The sequence below is a fragment of the Pseudomonas putida genome (assembly GCF_005080685.1).
In the GTDB taxonomy this organism is placed as follows: Bacteria; Pseudomonadota; Gammaproteobacteria; order Pseudomonadales; family Pseudomonadaceae; genus Aquipseudomonas; species Aquipseudomonas putida_V.
The window spans coordinates 4,799,121-4,822,758 of record NZ_CP039371.1; the positions used below are offsets into that span (position 1 = coordinate 4,799,121).

Genomic DNA, 23,638 nt, shown 5'->3' on the forward strand with positions numbered 1-23,638 from the left:
ACAAGCCCGCTCCTACAGGTGCGGCGTCGTCCCTGTAGGAGCGGGCTTGTCCCGCGAAGAGGCCGCTACGGACAGCACACCCATCAGGGCTGCAACTTGCCCTCGTCCTCGACCGAAACCTCAGGCTCTTCTTCGCGCAGATCATCGAAATCGGTCTTCAGCCCCTCCTCCATCTGATCCAGCTCCACCAGCAGGCTTCGGAAGCTGGTCTCTTCCTTCGGCTCGCCCACTACCTCTTCCTCACCCAGGCTGGCATCGGCCAACGCTTGCAAATGCGCCGGCACTGGTGCGTCGTCCGGGTCCAGAACCGGCTCGGGCGCAGGCTCCATCTCGCGCAGTTCGGCCAGCGCCGGCAACTCGTCCAGGCTCTTGAGGTTGAAGTGGTCGAGAAACGCCTTGGTGGTGGCGAACATGGCCGGGCGCCCGGGCACCTCGCGATAACCGACCACACGAATCCACTCGCGCTCCATCAGGGTCTTGATGATGTTGCTATTGACCGCCACACCACGCACATCCTCGATTTCGCCCCGGGTGATCGGCTGACGGTAGGCAATCAACGCCATGGTTTCGAGCAGCGCGCGGGAATACCGCTGCGGGCGCTCCTCCCACAGCCGTCCGACCCAGGGCGCATAGTCCTCGCGGATCTGCAGGCGATAACCGCTTGCCACTTCCTTGAGTTCGAAAGCACGCCCGGCGCAGGACTTGCCGAGCACTTCAAGGGCCTTCTTGAACACCTTGGGCTCGGGGCGCTCGGCCTCCTCGAACAGCTCGTAGAGGCGTTCGAGCGACTGCGGCTTGCCCGAGGCGAGCAGAAAGGCTTCGATCAGCGACGCCAAGTCGCGGGGTTCATTCAGATTCATCGGGTTCTTCGACAGACTCGGCACGCAACCGTACATGGATCGGCGCGAAAGGCGCATTCTGCACCAGTTCGACCAGCGATTCCTTCACCAGCTCGAGAATCGCCATGAAGGTCACCACCACGCCCAGCTTGCCCTCCTCGTTGGCGAACAGCTCGACGAACGGCACGAAAGCCCCGCCCTTGAGCCGCTCCAGTACCTCGCTCATGCGTTCGCGAGTAGACAAGGTCTCGCGGGTGATCTGGTGGCTTTCGAACAGGTCGTTGCGGCGCATTACCTCGGCCATGGACACCAACAACTCCTCCAGGCTGACCTGCGGCAACAGCTTGCGCACCTTGGCCTGAGGCGCCTCCAGGCGCGGCACGACGACATCGCGCCCGACCCGCGGCAACTCGTCGATGCCCTCGGCCGCGGCCTTGAAACGCTCGTATTCCTGCAGCCGACGAATCAGTTCCGCGCGCGGGTCGCCCTCTTCTTCCTCGATTTCGGCCGAGCGTGGCAGCAGCATGCGCGACTTGATCTCGGCCAGCATGGCAGCCATCACCAGGTACTCGGCAGCCAGCTCCAGGCGCACGCTCTTCATCAACTCGACGTAACCCATGTACTGGCGGGTGATTTCCGCCACCGGTATGTCGAGGATGTCGATGTTCTGCTTGCGGATCAGGTACAGCAGCAGGTCCAGCGGGCCTTCGAAGGCTTCGAGAATGACTTCCAGGGCGTCCGGCGGGATGTACAGGTCCACCGGCATTTCGGTCAGCGCTTCGCCGTAGACCAGCGCCAACTGCAACTGCTGCGGCGACTCGGCCTCTGCGGCCGGCGCCTCGGGCGTTTCCAACTGGCTCACGCGTCGACCAGAAACGGCGTCGGATCGCCGCAGCCTTCGCGGATCAAGGCAGGTTCATCACCGGTGAGGTCAATGATGGTCGAGGCCTTGAGATCGCCGTAACCGCCATCGATGATCAGGTCGACGTGGTGTTCCAGGCGTTGACGGATCTCGTAGGGATCGGTCATCGGCTCCTCTTCGGGCGGCAGGATCAGGCTCACGCTCATCAGCGGCTCGCCGAGTTCTTCCAGCAGCGCCAGGACGATCGGGTTGGACGGCACGCGCAGGCCGATCGTGCGGCGTTTCTCGTGCATCAACAGCCGCGGGACTTCCCGGGTGGCGTTGAGGATGAAGGTGTAAGGCCCCGGGACATGCGCCTTGAGCAGGCGGAACGTGGACGTGTCGATCTTGGCGAACAGCCCCATCTGCGACAGGTCGCAGCACAGCAAGGTGAAGTTGTGCTGTTTGTCCAACTGACGCAGGCGGCGCACCCGTTCGATGGCGCTTTTATCGCCGATCTGGCAGCCCAGGGCGTAGGCCGAGTCGGTTGGATAGACCACCACGCCGCCCTTGCGAATGATCTCGACGGCCTGTTTTATCAGGCGCGCCTGCGGGTTTTCCGCATGAATCTGGAAAAATTGGCTCACGTAGTCATCCTGTTCATACCGCCAAAGGCTGTTCATGGCTGAATCGGCGCCACAGGGGTGGCAGGTCCTCGGGCAATGGCCGGTAGGCACCGATCTCGCCCCAGGTGCCGGGGCCGTGGAAATCGCTGCCAGCGCTTGCCAGCAGCCCGAACTCACGGGTGAGAATGGACATCGTGCCCACCTGCTCGGCCGGCATCATCCCATTGACCACTTCAAGTGCCTGCCCACCTGCCTGAATATAGTCGGCAATCAGCCGTCTGCGCTTGCTGCGGGTCAGGTCGTAATGCATCGGATGGGCCAGGCTCACCCATGCGTTGGACCGGCGCAGGGTGGCAACGGTTTCCTCCAGGGTTGGCCAGTGCAGCTTGACGTCGCCCAGCTTGCCGGCACCCAGCCACTTGCGAAACGCCTCGCCGCGGTCCTTGACGTGCCCGGCGCGGACCAGGAACTCGGCAAAATGTGGCCGCGCCGGGGCATTGCCACTGTCGCCAAGCTCTTGCTGCACGGCCCGGGCGCCGTCCAGGGCTCCGGGCATGCCTTTGGCTGCCAGCCGTTTGTCGATTTCCTCGGCGCGCAGCCAGCGGCCACGGTGCAAGGCTTCGATGGCGTCGAGCAACGGAGGTGCATCCAACGGGAAGTCGTAACCCAATATGTGGATGGTCGCACCGCCCCAGGTGCACGACAGCTCCACGCCGCTGATCCAGCGCATGCCCTGCTCCTGGCAGGCCTGACGTGCCTCGGCCAGGCCCTCGAGGGTATCGTGGTCAGTCAGTGCCAGCGTTTGCACCCCGTGGTCAAAGGCCCGGGCGACCAGGGCCGAGGGCGACAGGGCGCCGTCGGAGGCCGTGCTGTGACAGTGCAGATCAACATTCATTTAGGAGCGCTTTCGCTGGATTCGATGTTTGTTATTATGCCGTCACATCCCGATTCTGGCTGCCATTGTGAAACAATTCATCGATTTCATCCCGCTGCTGCTGTTCTTCATCGTCTACAAGCTCGACCCGCGGCCCATGGAGGTCGCCGGCCACAGCTTCGAGTTCGGCGGCATCTACAGCGCCACGGCGATGCTGATCATCAGCTCGCTGGTGGTCTACGGCGCGCTGTTCCTGCGCCAGCGCAAGCTGGAAAAGGGCCAGTGGCTGACCCTGGTGGCCTGCCTGGTGTTCGGCGGCCTGACCCTGACGTTCCACAGCGAAACCTTCCTCAAGTGGAAGGCGCCCGTGGTCAACTGGCTGTTCGCGCTGGGCTTCGCCGGCAGCCACTTCATCGGCGACCGGGTGCTGATCAAGCGCATCATGGGCCACGCGCTGACGCTGCCCGATGCCATCTGGACCCGCCTGAACCTGGCCTGGATCGGCTTCTTCCTGTTCTGCGGCGCGGCCAACCTGTTCGTCGCCTTCACCTTCCAGGACTTCTGGGTCGACTTCAAGGTGTTCGGCAGCCTGGGCATGACCGTGCTATTCCTGGTGGCGCAGGGCGTGTACCTGTCGCGTCACCTGCACGACGACCCTTCCACCTCCAAGACCAAGGATTGACATGCTCTACGCCATCATTGCCAGCGACGTCGCGAACTCCCTGGAAAAACGCCTGGCCGCCCGCCCGGCGCACATCGAGCGCCTGCAACAGCTCAAGGCCGAAGGCCGCGTGGTGCTGGCCGGCCCGCACCCGGCCATCGACAGCAACGACCCGGGTGAAGCCGGTTTCAGTGGCAGCCTGATCGTCGCCGAGTTCGATTCGCTCGCCGCCGCCCAGGCCTGGGCCGATGCCGATCCGTACATCGCCGCTGGCGTGTACGACAACGTCATCGTCAAGCCCTTCAAGCAAGTGCTGCCCTGAGTCGATACCCCGTCGTTCTTTTCGCCGGCTTGTCGGAGCGCCGAACCGCCGCGAAAAGAACGACGCGTTCGTTATCGATTCATAAATTCCGGCCCCCAGCCGACAACCTCCTGAAATCCATACCGCCTCAGGAGGGCCCATGCGCCAAGGTCAGATGTTCCTGCTGTTTTGCCTGCTGTTGCTGTCCCCATTCGCCCACGCCGAACAGCCGCTATCACTGGAAGCCGGTGCGCGCCTGACCGAACTGCAACAGCGCCTGGACGACAGCGAAAAGCAACGCGCGGCACTGGCCCAGCAGCTGCAGGAGAACGACATCCAGCGCGAAAGCGCCCAACTGACCCGCCTGCGCCAGGACAACCAGAGGCTGAAGCTGGCGATCAAGGAATTGCAGGCCGCGCCCCCGCAACAACTGCTGACCGACAAGCAACAATGGTTTCTGATTGGCTCAGGCGTTGCACTCTTGTCGGCAGTCTGCGGTATCTTTGCCAGTGGCGGACACAGAAGACGCCGTCAATGGTTGAATTGAGTGAGTCATGAGCGAGCTGTTACTGATTGATGATGACCAGGAACTCTGCGAGCTGCTCGGCAGCTGGCTGAGCCAGGAAGGCTTTGTCGTCCGCGCCTGCCACGATGGCCAGAGCGCGCGCCTGGCGCTGGCCGAACAGGCGCCGGCGGCAGTGGTGCTGGACGTGATGCTGCCCGACGGCAGCGGCCTGGAGCTGCTCAAGCAACTGCGCAGCGAGCACGCCGACTTGCCGGTGCTGATGCTCTCGGCCCGCGGCGAACCCCTGGACCGGATTCTGGGCCTGGAGCTGGGTGCCGACGATTACCTGGCCAAACCCTGCGATCCACGCGAGCTCACTGCCCGGCTGCGTGCGGTGCTGCGTCGCAGCCACCCCGCAGCCACCACCACCCAGTTGGAAATCGGCGACCTGGCCTTCAGCCCGGTGCGTGGCGTGGTCAGCATCGACGGACGCGAAATGAGCCTGACCCTGTCCGAAAGCCGCATCCTCGAAGCGCTCCTGCGTCAACCAGGCGAGCCGCTGGACAAGCAGGAACTGGCGCAGATCGCCCTGGGGCGCAAGCTGACCCTGTACGACCGCAGCCTCGACATGCACGTCAGCAACCTGCGCAAGAAGGTCGGCCCGCACCCCGACGGCCGCCCGCGCATCGTCGCGCTGCGCAGCCGCGGCTACTACTACAGCCTATGAACACTGGCCTTTACCAACCCTTTACCCTGAACTGACTGCGCTTGACCTTGATTTCCCTAGACTGGGCTCATCCGGTAATCACCGGCCCATGAAAGGAGAGACACCATGCGCAAGACCCTTATCGCCCTGATGTTCGCCGCCGCCCTGCCGACCGTTGCCATGGCCATGCCTGAAGGCGGCCCGCGCCACGACGGCCCGCATCACCGCGGTGACGCGCCTTTCGCCCAGCTGGACCTGACCCGCGACCAGCGCCAGCAGGTCGGCAAACTGATGGGTGAGCAGATGAAAGCCCAGCGCGACATCACCAAGCGCTACCTGGACAAGCTGCCGGCCGCCGACCAGAAAGCCATGAAGGACGAGATCAAGGCCAGCCGCGAGAAAACCGACGGCCAGGTGCGCGCCTTGCTCAAGCCTGACCAGCAGAAGAAGTTCGACGACCTGCAAAAGGAACGCGCCGCTCGCCAGGCCGAGTGGAAAGAGTTCCAGGCCTGGAAAGCTGAAAAAGGCGGCAAGGCCCAGTAAGCTGTCCCCCCCATGCCCGGCCCGCGCCACGCGAGCCGGGCTTTTTACGCTTACAGGAGGTGCTCTTGCGTTCTCTGTTCTGGCGCATCCTGGCCAGCTTCTGGCTGGCCATTGCCCTGGTCGCCGGCTTGTCCATCCTGCTCGGCCACATGCTCAACCAGGATGCCTGGATCCTCAGCCGCCACCCGGGCATCAACACCCTGGCGGCCCGCTGGACCCAGCACTACGAGCAGGAGGGCCTGGAGTCTGCCCAGCACTTCCTCGAACGGCGCAAGCAGCGTTACAAGATCGACGTGCAGGTGCTCGACGACAGCGGCGATGCCGTGGTGCCAGGTACCTTCCCTCGTCGTGCGGCGGCATTCGAGGCGCGCCAGCACAATGATGAACGCCACCTGCCCTGGCGCCGCCTGACCGAGGAATACACCAGCCCCACCAGCGGCGTGACCTACCTGCTGATCTACCGCATTCCGCACCCCGAGCTCGACGCCTGGCACCGCGAGAGCCTGCTCTGGCCGCTCAGCGCCCTGGGTATCGCTTTGGTGGTATTGACCTTGTTCAGCCTGCTGGTGACGCTGTCGATCACCCGTCCGTTGAGCCGCCTGCGGGGCGCCGTACACGACCTGGGCCAGACCAGCTACCAGCAGACCAGCCTGGCGCAACTGGCCGGGCGACGCGACGAATTCGGCGTGTTGGCCAACGACTTCAACAAGATGGGCGCGCGCCTGCAGAGCCTCATCGGCAGCCAGCGCCAGCTGTTGCGTGATGTTTCCCACGAACTGCGTTCGCCCCTGGCCCGCCTGCGCATCGCCCTGGCCCTGGCCGAGCGTGCCGAACCCGAGCAGCGCCAGGCCCTGTGGCCGCGCCTGACCCGCGAATGCGACCGCCTGGAAGACCTGATCAGCGAAATCCTTGCCCTGGCCCGGGTCGATGCCGAGCAGTCCCACGCCGAGCCGGTCGACCTCAACGCATTGCTCGGCAGTGTGCGCAAGGACGCCCAGCTCAGCGCGCCGGAGCAAGAGGTACGGCTGGAGGCCCAGCCTGGGCTGACCCTGCAGGGCTGGCCGACGCTGATCGAGCGCGCCGTGGACAACCTGGTGCGCAATGCCCTGCGCTTCAATCCGCAAGGGCAGCCGATCGAAATCCATGCCAAGCGCGAGCAGGACCGCATCGTCATCAGCGTGCGCGACCATGGGCCAGGAGCCGCGCCGGAGCATCTGGAGCAACTGGGGGAGCCGTTCTTCCGTGCGCCGGGGCAGGAAGCGGCGGGACATGGGCTTGGCCTGGCGATCGCGCGCAAGGCGGCCGAGCGACATGGTGGCAGCCTGGTGCTGGAGAATCATCCACAGGGTGGATTCGTCGGCCGCCTGGTGCTGCCGTTGGTGGTGGCGACCGGCAGTTGAAAACCGGGCGGGGCTACCGGCCTATTCGCGGGCAAGCCCGCTCCTACAAGGACCGCACCGTCCTGTGGGAGCGGGCTTGCCCGCGAAGGGGACACCGCTTTACTCGCCCCAGGCGCGGACGAACTCGGCCGTTTCCAGCACCGGCGCCGTACGCGGCTCGGTCAGCGGCGTGCCGACGTACAGATAGCCAACCAGTTCCTCGTTCTCGGCCATCCCCAACCCTTTGTGCACATTGGCATCGAAGGCCATGTCGCCAGTACGCCACACCGCGCCGATGCCCTGGGCATGCGCCGCGATCAGAATCCCGTGGGCCGCGCAGCCCGCCGCCAGGCGCTGTTCGCTCTTGGGCACCTTGAAATGGTCTTGCAGCTTGGCGATCACCACGATCAGCAGCGGTGCGCGCAGTGGCATGGCGCGGGCCTTGTCCAACGCCGCCTGGCTGGCATCGCCCTTGGCCTGCAGCGCTTGGGCGAACAATTCGCCGAGTTTTTCGCGGCCCTGGCCTTCGATGGTGAGAAAGCGCCATGGACGCAACTGACCATGGTCCGGTGCGCGCAATGCGGCCTGGAACAGCGCCTCGCGCTGGGCGGCATTGGGCGCGGGGTCGGTCAGGCGTGGCACGGAAACACGGTTGAGCAATGCGTCGAGAGCCTCCATCGGCTACCCTCCTGGCAGGTAAATGTGCGGCCATTCTAGCGTTTACATCACCAGACCCATAGGTAGAATGGCGCCCTTCCGTTTCGAGTCAGAGCAGAACACATGGCGTTGCCGACCTTAAGGATCATTGGTTTCATCATCGGCATCTTCCTCATCACCCTGGCCGTGAGCATGGCCGTGCCGATGGCGACCCTGGTGGTCTTCGAACGCACCGGCGACATGCCGTCGTTCCTCTGGTCCAGCCTGATCACCTTCGTCGCCGGCCTGGCCATGGTCATCCAGGGCCGCCCCGAGCATGTGCACCTGCGCCCTCGCGACATGTACCTGCTCACGGTCTGCAGCTGGCTGGTGGTCTGCGTGTTCGCCGCCCTGCCCTTCCTGCTCACCCAGCACATCAGCTACACCGACGCCTTCTTCGAGAGCATGTCCGGCATCACCGCCACCGGGGCCACCGTGCTCAGTGGCCTGGACCACATGTCGCCGGGCATCCTGATGTGGCGCTCGATGCTGCACTGGCTCGGCGGCATCGGCTTCATCGCCATGGCCGTGGCGATCCTGCCGCTGCTGCGCATCGGTGGCATGCGGCTGTTCCAGACCGAGTCCTCGGACCGCTCGGAAAAGGTCATGCCGCGTTCGCACATGGTCGCCAAGTCGATCGTCGGGGTGTATGTCGGCTTCTCGGTGCTGGGCGCGCTGGCCTTCTGGTGGGCCGGCATGAGCCCATTCGATGCCATCAACCATGCCATGTCGGCCATCTCCACCGGTGGCTTCTCGACCTCCGACCAGTCCCTGGCCAAGTGGGACATCCCGGCGGTGCACTGGGTCGCAGTCGTGGTGATGATCCTCGGCAGCCTGCCCTTCACGCTGTACGTGGCGACCCTGCGCGGCAACCGCAGGGCACTGATCCGTGACCAGCAGGTGCAGGGCCTGCTGGGCATGCTGGTGGTCACCTGGCTGGTACTGGGCACCTGGTACTGGTACACCACCAACCTGCACTGGCTCGATGCGCTGCGCCACGTGGCGCTGAACGTGACCTCGGTCGTCACCACCACCGGCTTCGCCCTGGGCGACTACAGCCTGTGGGGCAATTTCTCGCTGATGCTGTTCTTCTACCTGGGCTTCATCGGTGGTTGTTCCGGCTCGACCGCCGGCGGCATCAAGATCTTCCGCTTCCAGGTGGCCTACATCCTGCTCAAGGCCAACCTCAACCAACTCATCCACCCGCGGGCAGTGATCAAGCAGAAATACAACGGCCACCGCCTCGACGAAGAAATCGTGCGTTCGATCCTGACGTTCTCGTTCTTCTTCGCCATCACCATCTGCGTGATGGCGTTGCTGCTGTCGCTGCTCGGCGTGGACTGGATGACCGCATTGACCGGCGCCGCCGGCACGGTATCGGGCGTCGGGCCGGGGCTGGGCGAGGTGATCGGGCCGTCGGGCAACTACGCCACCCTGCCGGATGCCGCCAAGTGGATTCTCGCCGCCGGCATGCTGCTCGGCCGCCTGGAGATCATCACGGTGCTGGTGTTGTGCATGCCTGCATTCTGGCGTCACTGATAGCGGGGCCATCCGCCCCCTGGCGCGCCCGGTATTCACTGGGCGTGGCATCGAACCAGCGACGGAACGCCCGGTAGAAGTTGCTGGGGTCGGCAAACCCTAGAAGGTACGCGGTTTCCAGCAGGGTCATGTCCGGCTGGGCGAGGTACTGCTCGGCCAGCTCGCGACGGGTATCGTCGAGCAAGGCCTGGAAGCTGGTGCCCTCTTCCTGCAGGCGCCGCTGCAGGGTACGTTGCGACAGGTGCAGGGCCTGGGCCAGGGTTTCCCGCTTGGGTTCGCCCTGGGGCAGGATGCGACACAGCACCTGGCGCACCCGGTGAGTCACGCGGCTTTCCGAGAAGCGCGCCAGGTACTCGCCGGCGAAACGGTCATGGAGGATCGCCATCGCCTCGTTGGCAGTTGGCAGCGGTGCCTCCATATCGGCACGTTCGAACACCAGTGCATCGCGTGGCGCGCCAAACACCAACGGACAATGGAACGCCACCTTGTAGGGCTCGATGTTCTTCGGCTGCGCCCCCTGCACCATTACCCGCACCGGCTGGATCGGCCGGCCGCTGAGCCAGCTGCACAGCGCCAGCGCACAGGCGAGCGAGGCTTCGGCACTGTGTCGAGTGGGTGGTAGATGATCGCCATGCACGGTGAGTATCAGCGAATAGCCCTCAGGGCCCAGGCGGAAACTCAGGTCGGAACTTTCGGCAATGATGCGCTGGTAACGCACCAGCCGCTCGAAGCCTTCGGCCAGGGTGCGGCTGGACATCAGCGCGTAGCCCACCACATGGAACGAAGCCGGGCGTACCACCCGCGCCATGTTCAACCCAATGGCTTCGTTGCCCGACAGTTCGACCGCCAGTTGCCAGAGGCGGGTCATGTCGTCCTGGGGAAAACGCGCATCAGGGTCGTCGAGGGCGGTGAAGTCCAGCCCGAGCTGCCTGAACATGGCTGGGCAGTCGAGCCCTTCGAGCTCGAGTGCCTTGACGATCCCTGACGCCCAGCTGGCTGACGTGGTTCTTTCACTCATGACAGGCTTCTTTCGCTGACCGCTTCATGCGGTAACCCACGGATACTTATTTGGCGCCGATTGTCACTGGCCGGCTCCGCCAATGACTCTAGACTCGAATCAGGCTCCACGCCGTGTATCCTGTCAAAAAGTGTTAACACCGGAGCAATGCCATGACCAGCTCAGCGCAGTTTCGCAGTTTTGCCGAGTTCTACCCCTACTACCTGGGCGAGCACAGCAACCCGACCTGCCGGCGCTTGCACTTCGTCGGCACCAGCCTGGTCATCGCGTTGCTGGCCTACACGATCGGCAGCGGCAAATGGCTGCTGTTGCTGGCACTGCCGCTGTTCGGCTACGGCTTCGCCTGGATCGGGCATTTCTTCTTCGAGAAAAACCGCCCGGCCACGTTCACCCACCCTCTGTACAGCCTGTTCGGCGATTTCGTAATGTTCCGCGACATTCTGCTGGGGCGCATCAGCCTGTAGTCATGCACACCGATCCAATTCTCTCACTGCGTCATTATCGCGATGACCTGATCGCCCACAGCCACGAGCACCCGCAATTGGTGTTCGGGTTGCGCGGGCGCCTGGACTTCGAAGTGCAAGGCCAGGGCACGCTGCTCGGCCGGCAAGGGCTTGTGGTGGTACCGGCAGGCGCGCACCACACCTGCGGCAGCGACGCCGGTAGCCATTGCCTGGTGCTCGACGTACCGGACCAACAGTGGCTGCACGAGCAGTTGGGCGATCATGCCGATGCCAGCCGGCGCCTACTCGATCGTCCCGGCGCACTTTGCCTGGACCCACGCCAACAGCAGCTGGTGGACTGGCTGGCGGCAAGCCCCATGGAAGACCCGTTGATTGCGCGCCAGGGTGCGGTATTGCTGCTGGCCAGCCTCAACCCGAGCGCCTCGGCCAATGTCATGCCCAGCCGGCGACTGCCCTATGCCGCCTTCGATGCGCACATCGAGCGGCACGCGGCCTACCCGCTGCAAGTGGCCGACCTGGCACGCATCGCCGGGTTGTCCAGTGCCCGGCTGCATGCGCGGTTCGTCGAGGAGTGCGCAATGACGCCGATGGACTACATTCGCCAACGGCGTTTGCTCAAGGCGCGGCAGTTGGTGACGCGAACGAGGCTGCCGATGGGCGAGATTGCCGCGCAAGTCGGGTACAGCTCGCAGAGTGCGTTTTCCGCGGCGATGCTGCGAGCGTTTGGCTGCTCGCCGTTGGCGCTGCGGCGCGAGTCTGGCGATAACTGACGCCAGTTGCGCGACAGAAGTGGTTATCCGATGGGGTTACACTGCGTCTGTACCGGCCCTTTCGCGGGCAAGCCCGCTCCTACAGGGATCGACGCTGCCCGGGAACGGGCCGGTACAGCCAGCAAAGACCTCGAGCCACAAGGATCACCATGAACCACCGCACCGCCCTCGGCGCCCTGCATATCGGCGCGCTGTTCTTCGGCCTGACCGGCGTCTTCGGCAAACTGGCCGGCAGTGCCAGCCCAACGCAGATCGTCTTTGGCCGCGCGGCTTTCGCCGTGCTTGCCCTGGGCCTTTTCGCCAGCCTCGCAGGCCCCGGCTGGCGCCGTCTGAACAACCAGGACCTGCGCCGCCTGCTGCTCGGCGGAGTGCTGCTGGCCGGGCATTGGGTGAGCTTCTTCATCGCGGTCAAGGTCGGCGGCGTGGCCATCGCTACCCTTGGATTCGCCAGCTTCCCCGCATTCACGGTCATCCTCGAAGGGCTGCTGTTCCGCGAGCGCATTCGCCGCAACGAAGCAGTGCTGGTGCTGTTGGTGAGCATCGGCCTGGTGCTGGTCACACCGCAGTTCGACCTGGCCAGCGAAGCCACCAGCGGCTTGCTCTGGGCGCTGTTGTCGGGGCTGCTGTTCTCGCTGTTATCGCTGACCAACCGCGCCGGCTCCGGCCGCTTGCCCGCCGTGCAGGCTGCCTTGTGGCAAAACCTGGTGGTGGGCCTGTGCCTGCTGCCGTTCGCCGCACCAGGCCTGGCCCAGATCAAGGCCATGGACTGGCTATGGATCGCCCTGCTGGGCATCTTCTGTACCGGGGTGGCGCACAGCTTGTTCGTGGCCAGCCTGGCGGTGATCAAGGCCCGCACCGCCGCGGTGGTGTTCGGCATGGAGCCGGTCTATGGCATCGCGGTGGCGTGGGTGGTGTTCAATGAAACGCCCAGCTTGCGGATGTTGGCCGGTGGCGCGCTGATCATCTTCGCCATCGTGTTGTCCAGCCGCCTGGCTGCCGAACAACCGCCGCGCCAGCGCGAGGCCGCGCAGGGCACCTGATCAGCGATCGTTGTGGCCCAGGTCGCGTTGCGGGTCGATCTGGTCACGCACGCGCTGCTTGAGCTGCTTGGCTTCGGGGAAGCCACCATCGGCCTTGCGCTCCCAGATCTGCACGCCGTTGCAGGTGATCCTGAACACGCCACCCGTGCCAGGTTCGAGGGCTACCCGGCCAAGATCGTCGCTGAAGGTGCTAAGCAGTTCCTGGGCCAGCCAGGCTGCGCGCAGCAGCCATTGGCACTGGGTGCAATAGGTAATGACAATTTCCGGCTTGGCATCGGCCATGGTCGCGGGTCTCCGGTTGAGTGGCCGCTTATACTAGCGGTCTTTAGCCCTCGGTTTGAGACTCACGATGCGCCGTTTGCTGTTATGCCTTTTGCTGATGCTCACCACCTGCACGGTGCTTGCCGCCGAACCCGCCCGGCCCAAGGTCGGCCTGGTGCTTTCCGGCGGCGCTGCCCGCGGACTCGCCCACATCGGCGTACTCAAGGCCCTGGAACAACAGGGGGTACGCATCGACGCCATTGCCGGCACCAGCATGGGGGCGGTGGTCGGGGGCCTGTATGCCTCAGGTTACAGCGTCGAGGAACTGGAAAAGCTCGCCACCACCCTGGATTGGCAACAGGCGCTGTCGGACGCCCCGCCGCGCAAGGACGTCCCCTTCCGACGCAAGCAGGACGACCGTGATTTCCTGGTCAAGCAGAAGCTCAGCTTCCGCGACGATGGCAGCCTCGGCCTGCCGCTGGGGGTGATCCAGGGGCAGAACCTGGCCCTGCTGCTGGAAAGCAAGCTGGCCCATACCGCCGACATCCGCGACTTCGACAAACTGCCCATTCCCTTTCGCGCCGTCGCCACCGATATCGCCAGCGGCGAAAAAGTGGTGTTCAAGCGCGGCCACCTGCCCCAGGTGATCCGCGCGAGCATGTCGATCCCGGCGGTATTCGCCCCGGTGGAGGTCGATGGCCGGCTGCTGGTGGATGGTGGCATGGTCGATAACATCCCGCTGGACGTGGCGCGCGACATGGGCGTGGACGTTGCCATCGTGGTCGACATCGGCTCGCCGCTGCGTGATCGCAAGCAACTGGCCACCGTCGTGGACGTGCTCAACCAGTCGATCACCCTGATGACCCGACGCAATTCCGAGGAGCAACTGGCCAGCCTGCATCGCGACGACATTCTCATCCAGCCGCCGCTGGCAGCATTCGGCGTCACCGATTTCGGCCGCGCACGCGACATGATCGACGCCGGTTACCGCGCTGCGCAGTTGCTCGAGCCGCGCCTGGCGGCCTTGCGCCAACCCGAGGGCGACGCCAGCCTGGCGGTGGCGCGCTCGCCGCGCCAGCGCACGCCGGTGATCACCGCGATCAAGGTGGAAAACGACTCCAAGGTCAGTGACGACGTGATCCGCTACTACATCCGTCAGCCAATCGGCCAACCCCTGGAACTCGACCGCCTGCAAACCGACATGGGCACGCTCTACGGCCTGGACTACTTCGACCGGGTGCATTACCGGGTTGTGCACAAAGGCGAAGACAACACACTGGTAATCACCGCGCGCGGCAAACGCGGCGGCACCGACTACCTGCGCCTCGGCCTGAACCTGTCGGACGACTTGCGCGGCGACAGCGCCTTCAACCTCGGTGCCAGCTACCGCGTCAACGGCATCAACGAGCTGGGCGCAGAATGGCTGACCCGCGCGCAGATCGGCGATCAGCAAGAGCTCTACAGCGAGTTCTACCAGCCGCTGGACGTGGGCTCGCGGTATTTCATCGCGCCCTACCTGGACTTCAGCTCACAGAACATCGAAGCCACCCTGGACAACGATCCGATCGCCGAATACCGCCTGGAGCGCTACGGCTTCGGCCTGAACTTCGGCCGCCAGATCGGCACCTATGGCGAAGTGCGCCTGGGTGCGGGCAAGGCCTGGGGCGAGGCCGACGTGCGCATCGGCGACCAGGACCTGCCGAAAGTCAGTTTCAACGAGGGCTTCTACGCGCTCAAGTATTCGTTCGACACCATGGACAACGTGTACTTCCCGCACAGTGGCGAGGACATCGGGCTGACCTTGCGCAAATACGACAAGTCGCTGGATTCGGACGAAGACTACCGCCAGTGGCTGCTCAACCTGGACAAGGCATTCAGCAGCGGGCCGAACACCTTCGTGCTCGGCGGGCGCTACGGGCGAACCCTGGACGACACGGAGGTCGTGACCTCGAGCTTCGTGATCGGCGGTGCCCGCGAGCTTTCCGGCTTCCGCCAGGACTCGGTGTCGGGGCAGAACGTCAGCCTGTTGCGCATGGTCTATTACCGCCGCCTGACCCCGCGGGCCTACGTCCCGCTGGACTTCCCGTTGTACATAGGTGGCTCGCTCGAGCGCGGGCGGGCATGGAACAACGACAACGAGTTCGATAGCGGTTACATCAATGCGGCGAGTATCTTCCTGGGCATGGAGACGCCATTGGGGCCGCTGAACCTGAGCTATGGGGCCAACAGCGCCCATGAACAGGCGGTGTACCTCAACTTGGGGCACACGTTCTAAGCGGCACAGAAAAAGCAGATCCGCGTCATGACGCGGATCTGCCTTGGCTTGCTATTCGGGGCTTGTAGCTACCTTCAGACCTTCTCGAGATTGGCCAGGATCTTGGCATGCACGCGCATGCACACATCCAGTTCAGCCGGGTCGATACCGGTGAACAACTCCAGACGCAGGGCATTGGCGATGGTCTCGATCTGTTCGATCATCGGCTTGGCCGGCGGGCACAGGGCGATCTTCTTCGCCCGACGATCTTCCACCACGGCCTGGCGCCGAACCAGTCCCTGGTTTTCCAGGCTGTCGAGCAAGCGCGCAAGGGTGGGACCCTCCACCCCCACGCTCTGGGCCAATTCGCGTTGGGTTGGCGGCTCTTCGAAACGCGCCAGGTGCAACAACACCAGCCAGCGCGCCTGGGACAGGTTGAGTCCGGCCAAGCGGCGATCCAGTTCGGCACGCCAGCCCCGGGACATCTGGGCCAGTTGCATGCCGAAGCGGTGTTGGTTGTCGTTCAGGGGCATAGGAAACTCATCGACTCGAACTAATTATTAGGCAGCTAATCATGACCGCGCGCGGCAAGCAAGGCTACCTGGCGCGGATAGGACTGAAAATCGTCAAAAAGCATGACAAAGATCAGCACTTGACCGATATGCCCCTCGATCAGAGCTCGAACTCCGCAGCCAATGCCGCCCTCACGCAATAGAGCACGCCTTCCGGCACCCGCGCACCGAACAGCGGCGCGATAGTGGCCACCGGTGGCAGCTCGCCTTCACCATCGAGGAAGGCGTCCTGCACTTCCATCATCAAGTCCTCGGGCAGGTCCAGGGCCTGTTCCAGGCTCAACTCCTGACGGCCAATGGCTTCGGCCAGCAGGCTGTAGACGTTCTTCTCGCTGCAGTTCAGCTGACCGGCGATCTGCGCCGGGGTCATGCCGGCACGGGCCAGGCTGACCAGCTCGTGGCGCAGGTCGAGCACCACCTTGGGCGCCTCCTCGGAGCCGCCGGCGCCATTGAGCACCTCGAGGAATGCCTGGCCGTAGCGCTCCAGCTTGCGTGCACCCACACCGCTGACCTGGGCCATGTCGCTGAGGCTGGTGGGCTGGCTACGCAACATTTCGAGCAGGGTCGAGTCGGGGAAGATGACGTAGGGCGGCACGCTGTGCTCCTCGGCCAGCTTGCGTCGCAAGGTCCGCAGCGCTTCCCACAGCTCGCGCTCTTCGGCGCGAACCAACTGGCTGGCAGGGCTGCCGCCACTGGAGGACGACTTGGCCACGGTCTGCGGCTTGAGGTCGCGACGTAACTGCAAGGTCACTTCGCCGCGCAGCAACGGACGGCAGCTGTCGGACAGGCGTAGGCCGCCGTAGCCTTCCAGGTCGATATCGACCAGGCCACGCGCCACCAGCTGACGGAACAACGAACGCCATTCGGCCTCGGCCATGGCCTTGCCGACACCGAACACCGAAAGCTTCTCGTGGCCGAAGTTGCGCACCTTTTCGGTGTCCTTGCCCAGCAGCACGTCCACCAGATGCCCTACCCCATAGCGCTGGCCGGTACGGAACACGGTCGACAACGCCTGGCGGGCAGGTTCGGTGGCGTCCCAGGTCTGCACCTGGTCGACGCAGTTGTCGCAGTGTCCGCAAGGCTGCTCGAGCACCTCGTCGAAGTAGGCGAGCAATGCCTGGCGGCGGCAGCGGGTTTCTTCGCACAAGGCCAGCATCGCATCGAGCTTGTGCTGTTCCACACGCTTGTGTCGCTCATCGCCCTCGGAGTTCTGCAGCATCTGCTTGAGCATCACCATGTCCTGCAGGCCGTAGGCCATCCAGGCATCGGACGGCAGGCCGTCACGGCCGGCACGGCCGGTCTCCTGGTAATAGGCCTCGAGCGACTTGGGCAGGTCGAGGTGGGCGACGAAGCGCACGTTGGGCTTGTCGATACCCATGCCGAAAGCGATGGTCGCGACCATGATCAGCCCCTCCTCGTTGAGGAAGCGGTGCTGGTTGGCGGAGCGCGTCTCGGCGGGCAGGCCAGCGTGATACGGCAGCGCCGGGAAACCCTGGTCGCAAAGGAAGGCGGCGGTCTCGTCGACCTTCTTGCGCGATAGGCAATAGACGATACCGGCGTTGCCCCGGCGCTCGCCGAGAAACGCCATCAGTTGCTTGCGCGGCGCTTCCTTGGGCACGATGCGGTAGAAGATGTTGGGCCGGTCGAAGCTCGACAGAAAGCGCTCGGCGCCCTGCAGGTGCAGGCGCTGGACGATTTCCTCGCGGGTACGCATGTCGGCGGTGGCGGTCAGGGCAATCCGTGGCACATGCGGGAACAATTCGGCCAACTGGCCCAATTGCAGGTATTCGGGACGGAAGTCGTGGCCCCATTGCGACACGCAGTGGGCTTCGTCGATGGCGAACAGGGCAATGTCCAGGCCGCGAAGGAAATCCAGCATGCGCGGCTGCACCAGACGCTCCGGTGCCAGATAGAGCATTTTCACCTCGCCACGGCGCAGGCGCCCGGCCAGGTCGCGCTGCTGCTCGGCGCTCAGCGTGGAATTCAGCGCGGCGGCGGCCACGCCCAGCTCGTCGAGGGTCGCGACCTGATCGTCCATCAGCGCGATCAGCGGCGACACCACCACGGTCAGGCCCTGGCGCAGCAGGCCCGGCACCTGGAAGCACAGCGACTTGCCGCCACCGGTGGGCATCAGCACCAGGGCGTCGCCGCCATTGGCCACGCATTCGATGATCGCAGCCTGGCGCCCACGGAAACTGTCGTAGCCGAAGATATCCTTGAGAACCCGCTGAGCCTGTTCGAGCATGTGCAACTCCAAATTCGCCGTACCATCCTGGACCAACAGGCTGGACGAAAAAACCGCCCGGCACACGTCGAATGCGTAAGCGGCTTTTGCCAACAGGCGGCAAAACCCGCCCCTGGATGAAAAACCGCGGAGTATACCGCAGTGACGGGCCGCACAGTGCGCGGCGCTGACAGACGTTCCCTTTGCCCCGCCGTCGCTGCAAGGTGCTAGAATTCACTATCGTTTATTCCCCAAGGTAGCCCTGTAATGTCCTTCGCCGAGCAACTGACCCGCCTGCAAGCCTTCCTCGATGCCGATGAGCTGCACGAAGAAGCGCTGGACTACGTCGCCGCCCATGGCTACCTGACTGCCTTGTCGATCTCTGCCGTGGAGGTTCCCGAGCGCGAGTGGATCGACGCGCTGTTCGCCGAGGAGCCGCACTACGCCAGCGATGCCCAGCGCACCGAGATCGAGGCGACCCTGGTCGCGCTCAAGGCGCACATCGCCCGCCAACTGGCCAGCGACGAGGAATTCGACCTGCCATGTGACCTGGACCTGACCGACGAGCCAGACGATTCCGACCTGCGCGGCTGGTGCATCGGCTTCATGGAGGGCGTTTTCCTGCGCGAGGAAGCCTGGTTCGAAGACGCCGAGGAAGAAGTCAGCGAGATGCTGCTGCCGATCATGGTGGGTTCGGGCCTGTTCGACGAGCAGCCCGAGTTCGCCGACATCGCCAGCAACGCCAATCTGCAGGACGACATGATCGTGCAGATCCCCGAGGCGTTGTCTGCCTTGTTCCTGCTGCTGCACGCACCCGACGAAAAGCCGGCCCTGCTCAAGCCACGCCATCACTGAGCCGCGATGCGCTACCTGCTGCTGGCCATCGGCTGGCTCAGCGTTGCGTTGGGGGTCGTGGGGATCTTCCTGCCGGTGCTACCCACCACCCCGTTCCTGCTGTTGGCGGCGGCCTGCTTCGCGCGCAGCTCGCCGCGCTTTCACCACTGGTTGGTCAACCACCCCAAGCTCGGGCCGTGGATCCGCGACTACCTGAGCGGTGAAGGCATCCCACTCAAAGGCAAGGTCTACGCCATCGGGCTGATGTGGGTGAGCATCGGCCTGTCGTGCTATCTGGTGCCGCTGTTCTGGGCCCGGGCGTTCATGCTCACCAGTGCGGTGCTGGTGAGTGTGTATATCCTTAGGCAGAAGACTCTGCGCAGGCCGGGGTGAGGCTGTCGCGTCCTCATTGTCGTTCTATCCCTAATCGAAGTTCTTTGAGCCCGTTGAGATACGGGGGTTTGATGTCCAAAGTCGGCTCCCGCCAAAGCGCGCGAATATCAAAAACGAATTTTCCTACGGCTTTTTAGGACGCCCAAGGCTCCTCTGAGAATTGGTTCCTCGCTAGTGTTCAGGCTCAGCTTGATCGTACCTGACCACCCATCCACGCGCTGGAATCCCAAGAGCCGCCAATGAGCATCAGCCAAATCATTGCCACCGCGGTCGCCGAAACTGCGCTCCCCGACCAGTGCAAGGCCTGTGAACGCCATGGCCTGCCCATCCTGCCCCTGAGACGGGCACTCGTGCCCGATACGCGGCCTGCCTGGATCGCAGACGACGCCCCACCTGTGCCAGGAACCATGCTAGGACTGCGTACACTGCGCAGCGGCTACCTCTATGTGTTGCTCGACGAGAGCGTCTGGCATGCCTACGAAGTCACCGAGCAGGGCCACCTTCGCCGCTTCGACCCCTACGAGCCGCCACTCGGTGCCCCACCTCCGTTGCCAAATAAGTGCGTGAACGCGGACCACGACATTCCCTCGGCGTTCTTCAACGTCGATACGGATCGCTACAGCACGGCGTGGATCGCATTTTCCAGTGATCCCTGGCCGGTCAGCGTGCTCATTGACTACAAGACCGCCAAGGCGCCATCTGACCGTTTCCAGGTGTTGGACCTGGCCCAGGCCCGGGACAATCCTGGCGACGTTGGCATGGCCATGACGCCCGAGCATCTTCAAGTCGATGGCCTGGTGTTCGAATACAACCAGCAATTGGCCGGCCCTTTCGACAGCGCCCACGGGTTCCACAGCCGCCTGCTGCGCAAAACGGCCCTGCGTGGTTTCGTGACCAACGCCATGGCCAAGCACACCCTTACGCAGGGTGTTCCCGCGGTTATCCTCCACGACACGGTCGGGCTCATCCAGGAGTACAACCATCAACGCCTCGGCTGGATCGTCAAACGCCAAGTCTGGCGCGAGGACCCGCAGCGTGCCTACCAACTGCAAACCTCGCAGATCCTGCAAATCATCCGGGCGACCCACCGTGAGTGGGCTGCGCAAAAGGTCCCAGCGTTCGGGCCTCACACAGGCGACGGGCCGCCGGTGTTCGTCGTTCCAGAAATCGAACGCCAGCGCATCGTCGAGATGCGCCAGCAACAGAGCGATGCAAGGCTCGAGGAGCGTTACGACGAACCCCGACGCGCCGCCTTCCAGCTGGAGTACGACTGCCAGGAGGCACGCTTCCAATGGCATATCGACTACCACGCGAAAAAGTATGCCGCCCTCTGTGAGAGCGTGGCGTTCGCGCGCATCGAGCAGTACGACTACGACGGCCGTGACCGCGATTCAGGCGTGGCGTACTGCAAGACCATGGCTGCGTGTCTGGCCGGCGGCATCACCGAAGCGCCGCGCTCCGAGCCTGGCGCTCCTCCAGCCGGAAGCAGCGAAGCGCTTTGGCTAAAGTGGCTGCGAGACCTAAACAGCCCGGCCTATCGGGCCGTTCTCCTACGCGACCAGGCGTTGCTCGCTGCGCTGCTTCCGAGCTTCTCTCATAACGACCCGGTGCAATGGAATGACAGCGACAAGCTCTATGCTGCGCTGACCAAGCTCATTGCCAGCGATGATTTCGGGCTGCGCCTGCGTGATGCCCTGAAACAAGCAGTCAGCGAAGCGCAGGGCGCCCTGAATGCTGCCACCCAACGCCTGCAGGCCCAATTGGCCCCCGGTATCCAGCATGTGGTGCTGCGCCTGAACACGGCCAGTCAGTTGCTCTACAACGGGGTGCATCTGATCGAACTGCAAGTGCCGATGAAACTGGGCGAGTACTACGCCTTGCAGTGCGCTCATGTGCGGGAGGTGCAGCAGAAGGCCAATGAAGCGATGGCCAAGGCACGGGATCGGGTGATGCCGAGCCTCGATGAAATGATGGCCGGCGCGCAGGGCGGGATGCGCAAGGTGAGACCGATCATCCAGACAGGGCTGCTGAGCCTTGCGGTGCTTGATCCGAAGATTGCGAATACGGTGATCAATGTCAGCGTCTGGGTGGAGGGCAAGGCTCATGTATTGCGTGAGCAGCTGCTCAAGGAGGTCCATTTGAATGTCAACCAACTCGGTAATACGGCTCAACTGGGGTTGGTGAACATTTCAGTGGCGGCTGGGACGCTCGAAGTACATGCACGGAAGGCGCTCGATGGGGTACGGGTTAACGCTCGACAGGCTTCGCAATTGGTACGTACCAGTTTCGCTGGACTGAGAGGCATGGCGACAAGCTGGGAACTGCTGCTGAGTCTGGGTGGACTGTATCTGGTGAACGACAGCCTGCAAAAAAACATAAAACAGGCTGAGTCGGAGATTGGCCCAAAGTCCGGGGAAGCTTTGGCGGCGCTGTACGGCTCAAGCTTTGGCATAATTGGAGGCGGATTAGAATCAGTAGGCTTGGCGCTCCGATCGAGCTCTGCGGCAGCCAAAAAAATGTCGTCCTCACTACCTAAAGACCCCGCAAAAATCAACGCAACAATCAAATTAGGAGAACACCTCACACGAGCCGGAGCAATTATTAGCGCAGCGACTGGAATATTTGATGCCACCCAAACGACCATGGCAGCTAGAAGGACATTTTTATCAGGAGATAAATCTGCATCCTCTTTCTACCTGGCAGCTAGCTCTCTCTTCCTAATCGGAATACCACCATCAATTTACGCAGTCTTCCATCCTACGGTGCTCGGAATCCTAGGCATCAGCCTCTTGATCGGTCTAGGTGCGCTTGCACTCGCTAACCGGGCAGCAGAACTGCAGTCTTCGCTAATAGAGCGCTGGATTAGACGCTGCTATTTCGGGGTTAGCAACGAGACACCCAAAGTCCACTGGAGCAGCTATCTACAGGCAGATATTGCCTACGCAGAACTCAATGGCGCGACGCTTGGCATCCAAGCGCAACTAGAATTCAAGACCCTCCTCTCCAACGCCCCAAGCAATTCCAGAATAGGCGGCCAAATAAATTTCACAAACAAACAAACAATTAATTTTAAAATCACAACACCAATACACCATGCCTCGCAAGCAAGTTATCGATGGTCACTGATTGTTCATCGTGCTGGCGACGGAAATCCCCCCCATTACAGCGGCGGCGAACAAATCGCTGTACATGATAGCCACCCCGGCTACCTGCCGCCCCCCCTAAAAAATCAACCCACTCATTTCACGGCACCGAAACTTGATGACTACAATAAAAATGGGATAACCATACAAACCAATGGAGACCCAACAAGACATTCAAGCCAAACAAGGGACCTGCCCCTCCAGATAACTGGCAGCATTGAACTGATCCCAAGCCTTGGACAACACACTATTCTAGCCGCGACGCTTACTTTCGCTTACTGCCCAGACACAAACAACCCAAATGCAGTTGCTGAAATTGTCACCACGGAGTTAAACGAATGAATTCCACATACCTCCCTGAGCATGACGCCGGCTGGAAGTATAACTTACCGAAACCCAACGACCCTACCCTCCCTATCGCTTCAATCCTCCGAATCCGAACAAACAAGAGCAATGATACATACATAGAAATCCCAAGATCCACCACCCAAGTCAGAGGCATAGCAATATCCGGAGCAGTCGCAGTACTGGCCTTTTTTTTACTGGGCATCGCCCCTTCACTCTACCATTTACTGTCAAGCCCTTACTCATCGAGACTTGACGTCACCTTGACGTTCTTAGTGCTGATACCCTGCGCGATTTATGCAATCTCGCCTTTAGTGAGAATGGATATAGAGACACCTCGCGACGAGCCCATACGGTTCAATAGAGATCGACAGAAAGTTTATTTCTACGAGTATAGATACCATCTGTTTAATATTTTCAACCGTAAGCTCTGGGGTGTGAAACCTGTCGCTTATAACTGGCAAGACCTCACCGCAGAAGCCTATAGCCTCTATGCCCCCATGGGCTATGGCGGCTTGATTGAAAGCGTGAAAATCGCAGTCCATGACCCGGACACAGGCCAAATAATCGATCGACTATTTTTCAGCCAAGGAATTCATTTAGGAACAGATCGTTGGGAGGCTGTTCGCCTATACATGCAAAGACGCGATGTAGGGTCCGTGGAGTTCGGTCCGCCGCCATACGGAATTGATCTCGTAGACCACCCCAACCCTTTCATTCGGATCGCACCCAAAGTCCAATGGCCGGCGGACATGGACCTCGAATCCCGCACCGCACCAGGCTCGGAAGAAAAGTCATGAAACCCATGAC

Annotated in this window: 24 protein-coding genes; 15 read left to right on the forward strand and 9 right to left on the reverse strand. The window is 62.8% G+C overall.

Annotated features, from left to right (window positions below; all coding sequences use genetic code 11):
- Positions 1-83: 83 nt before the first annotated feature.
- The 4 genes from scpB to E6B08_RS22220 all read right to left on the reverse strand — a co-directional run bounded on the left by scpB (position 84) and on the right by E6B08_RS22220 (position 3,201).
- Positions 84-860, reverse strand: a complete 777-nt coding sequence (gene scpB, locus E6B08_RS22205) for an SMC-Scp complex subunit ScpB (RefSeq protein WP_136915979.1) — start codon at positions 858-860, stop codon at positions 84-86.
- Positions 847-1,572 (reverse strand): segregation and condensation protein A, encoded by a 726-nt coding sequence (locus tag E6B08_RS22210; protein WP_192938698.1) that lies wholly within the window; start codon positions 1,570-1,572, stop codon positions 847-849. Before E6B08_RS22210 ends, scpB begins: the two co-directional genes overlap by 14 nt.
- Positions 1,573-1,697: 125 nt before the next feature.
- The gene (locus tag E6B08_RS22215) at positions 1,698-2,327 is read right to left on the reverse strand and encodes an L-threonylcarbamoyladenylate synthase (protein WP_136915981.1); all 630 of its coding nucleotides are present in this window, start codon (positions 2,325-2,327) and stop codon (positions 1,698-1,700) included.
- Positions 2,328-2,340: 13 nt separating this feature from the next.
- The gene (locus E6B08_RS22220; RefSeq protein WP_136915982.1) at positions 2,341-3,201 is read right to left on the reverse strand and encodes a PHP domain-containing protein; all 861 of its coding nucleotides are present in this window, start codon (positions 3,199-3,201) and stop codon (positions 2,341-2,343) included.
- 67 nt (positions 3,202-3,268) lie between these two features.
- On the opposite strand from E6B08_RS22220, the gene E6B08_RS22225 reads away from it, so the two are divergent.
- The 6 genes from E6B08_RS22225 (at position 3,269) to E6B08_RS22250 (ending at position 7,296) form a co-directional block, all read left to right on the forward strand.
- Complete coding sequence (locus E6B08_RS22225; protein WP_136915983.1) at positions 3,269-3,862, forward strand: septation protein A; 594 nt, start codon at positions 3,269-3,271, stop codon at positions 3,860-3,862.
- Position 3,863: 1 nt separating this feature from the next.
- A complete protein-coding gene (locus tag E6B08_RS22230) occupies positions 3,864-4,163 on the forward strand; it encodes a YciI family protein (protein WP_033699597.1) in 300 nt (99 codons plus the stop codon).
- Between the two features lie 139 nt (positions 4,164-4,302).
- Positions 4,303-4,689: a translation initiation factor 2 gene (locus E6B08_RS22235; protein ID WP_136915984.1), complete on the forward strand. Its 387-nt coding sequence runs from the start codon at positions 4,303-4,305 to the stop codon at positions 4,687-4,689.
- Between the two features lie 7 nt (positions 4,690-4,696).
- Positions 4,697-5,374 (forward strand): response regulator transcription factor, encoded by a 678-nt coding sequence (locus tag E6B08_RS22240; RefSeq protein ID WP_136915985.1) that lies wholly within the window; start codon positions 4,697-4,699, stop codon positions 5,372-5,374.
- A 105-nt stretch (positions 5,375-5,479) separates the two neighbouring features.
- Positions 5,480-5,896 carry a Spy/CpxP family protein refolding chaperone gene (locus E6B08_RS22245; RefSeq protein ID WP_136915986.1) on the forward strand — a complete coding sequence of 139 codons (417 nt, stop codon included), beginning with the start codon at positions 5,480-5,482 and terminating at the stop codon, positions 5,894-5,896.
- Positions 5,897-5,955: 59 nt separating this feature from the next.
- Positions 5,956-7,296 carry a sensor histidine kinase gene (locus tag E6B08_RS22250; protein ID WP_136915987.1) on the forward strand — a complete coding sequence of 447 codons (1,341 nt, stop codon included), beginning with the start codon at positions 5,956-5,958 and terminating at the stop codon, positions 7,294-7,296.
- Positions 7,297-7,395: 99 nt separating this feature from the next.
- Here E6B08_RS22250 and E6B08_RS22255 read toward each other — a convergent pair whose 3' ends face one another.
- The gene (locus tag E6B08_RS22255; RefSeq protein ID WP_136915988.1) at positions 7,396-7,953 is read right to left on the reverse strand and encodes an NAD(P)H nitroreductase; all 558 of its coding nucleotides are present in this window, start codon (positions 7,951-7,953) and stop codon (positions 7,396-7,398) included.
- A 102-nt stretch (positions 7,954-8,055) separates the two neighbouring features.
- On the opposite strand from E6B08_RS22255, the gene E6B08_RS22260 reads away from it, so the two are divergent.
- Positions 8,056-9,510 carry a TrkH family potassium uptake protein gene (locus E6B08_RS22260; protein WP_136915989.1) on the forward strand — a complete coding sequence of 485 codons (1,455 nt, stop codon included), beginning with the start codon at positions 8,056-8,058 and terminating at the stop codon, positions 9,508-9,510.
- On the opposite strand, the gene E6B08_RS22265 is transcribed toward E6B08_RS22260, so the two are convergent.
- Positions 9,467-10,528 (reverse strand): AraC family transcriptional regulator, encoded by a 1,062-nt coding sequence (locus tag E6B08_RS22265; protein ID WP_136915990.1) that lies wholly within the window; start codon positions 10,526-10,528, stop codon positions 9,467-9,469. The two genes, E6B08_RS22260 and E6B08_RS22265, sit on opposite strands and share 44 nt — an antisense overlap.
- 152 nt (positions 10,529-10,680) lie before the next feature.
- Between E6B08_RS22265 and E6B08_RS22270 the strand changes: the two genes are divergently transcribed.
- The 3 genes from E6B08_RS22270 (at position 10,681) to E6B08_RS22280 (ending at position 12,802) form a co-directional block, all read left to right on the forward strand.
- Positions 10,681-10,992 carry a DUF962 domain-containing protein gene (locus E6B08_RS22270; protein ID WP_136915991.1) on the forward strand — a complete coding sequence of 104 codons (312 nt, stop codon included), beginning with the start codon at positions 10,681-10,683 and terminating at the stop codon, positions 10,990-10,992.
- 2 nt (positions 10,993-10,994) lie between these two features.
- The gene (locus tag E6B08_RS22275) at positions 10,995-11,762 is read left to right on the forward strand and encodes a helix-turn-helix transcriptional regulator (protein ID WP_136915992.1); all 768 of its coding nucleotides are present in this window, start codon (positions 10,995-10,997) and stop codon (positions 11,760-11,762) included.
- Between the two features lie 149 nt (positions 11,763-11,911).
- On the forward strand, positions 11,912-12,802 hold the full coding sequence (locus E6B08_RS22280) for a DMT family transporter (RefSeq protein ID WP_136915993.1): 891 nt from the start codon (positions 11,912-11,914) through the stop codon (positions 12,800-12,802).
- Here E6B08_RS22280 and E6B08_RS22285 read toward each other — a convergent pair whose 3' ends face one another.
- Positions 12,803-13,084, reverse strand: a complete 282-nt coding sequence (locus E6B08_RS22285) for a SelT/SelW/SelH family protein (RefSeq protein WP_136915994.1) — start codon at positions 13,082-13,084, stop codon at positions 12,803-12,805.
- A 67-nt stretch (positions 13,085-13,151) separates the two neighbouring features.
- Between E6B08_RS22285 and E6B08_RS22290 the strand changes: the two genes are divergently transcribed.
- Positions 13,152-15,338 (forward strand): patatin-like phospholipase family protein, encoded by a 2,187-nt coding sequence (locus E6B08_RS22290; RefSeq protein WP_136915995.1) that lies wholly within the window; start codon positions 13,152-13,154, stop codon positions 15,336-15,338.
- Between the two features lie 74 nt (positions 15,339-15,412).
- Here the strand turns inward: E6B08_RS22290 and E6B08_RS22295 are convergent, their stop codons facing one another.
- Positions 15,413-15,850, reverse strand: coding sequence for a MarR family transcriptional regulator (locus E6B08_RS22295; protein WP_136915996.1), 438 nt, complete (start codon positions 15,848-15,850; stop codon positions 15,413-15,415).
- Positions 15,851-15,989: 139 nt separating this feature from the next.
- A complete protein-coding gene (gene recQ, locus E6B08_RS22300) occupies positions 15,990-18,134 on the reverse strand; it encodes a DNA helicase RecQ (protein ID WP_136915997.1) in 2,145 nt (714 codons plus the stop codon).
- Between the two features lie 246 nt (positions 18,135-18,380).
- Between recQ and E6B08_RS22310 the strand changes: the two genes are divergently transcribed.
- The 4 genes from E6B08_RS22310 to E6B08_RS31215 all read left to right on the forward strand — a co-directional run bounded on the left by E6B08_RS22310 (position 18,381) and on the right by E6B08_RS31215 (position 23,628).
- Entirely contained in the window at positions 18,381-18,968 is a 588-nt protein-coding gene (locus E6B08_RS22310) for a YecA family protein (RefSeq protein ID WP_133328170.1), read from the forward strand.
- A 6-nt stretch (positions 18,969-18,974) separates the two neighbouring features.
- Entirely contained in the window at positions 18,975-19,340 is a 366-nt protein-coding gene (locus E6B08_RS22315; RefSeq protein WP_136915998.1) for a YbaN family protein, read from the forward strand.
- 239 nt (positions 19,341-19,579) lie between these two features.
- Positions 19,580-22,825, forward strand: a complete 3,246-nt coding sequence (locus tag E6B08_RS22320) for a T6SS effector BTH_I2691 family protein (RefSeq protein WP_136915999.1) — start codon at positions 19,580-19,582, stop codon at positions 22,823-22,825.
- Positions 22,822-23,628, forward strand: a complete 807-nt coding sequence (locus E6B08_RS31215; RefSeq protein ID WP_238349255.1) for a DUF6708 domain-containing protein — start codon at positions 22,822-22,824, stop codon at positions 23,626-23,628. The genes E6B08_RS22320 and E6B08_RS31215 overlap by 4 nt, the downstream gene beginning before the upstream one ends.
- The last annotated feature ends 10 nt before the right edge of the window (positions 23,629-23,638 follow it).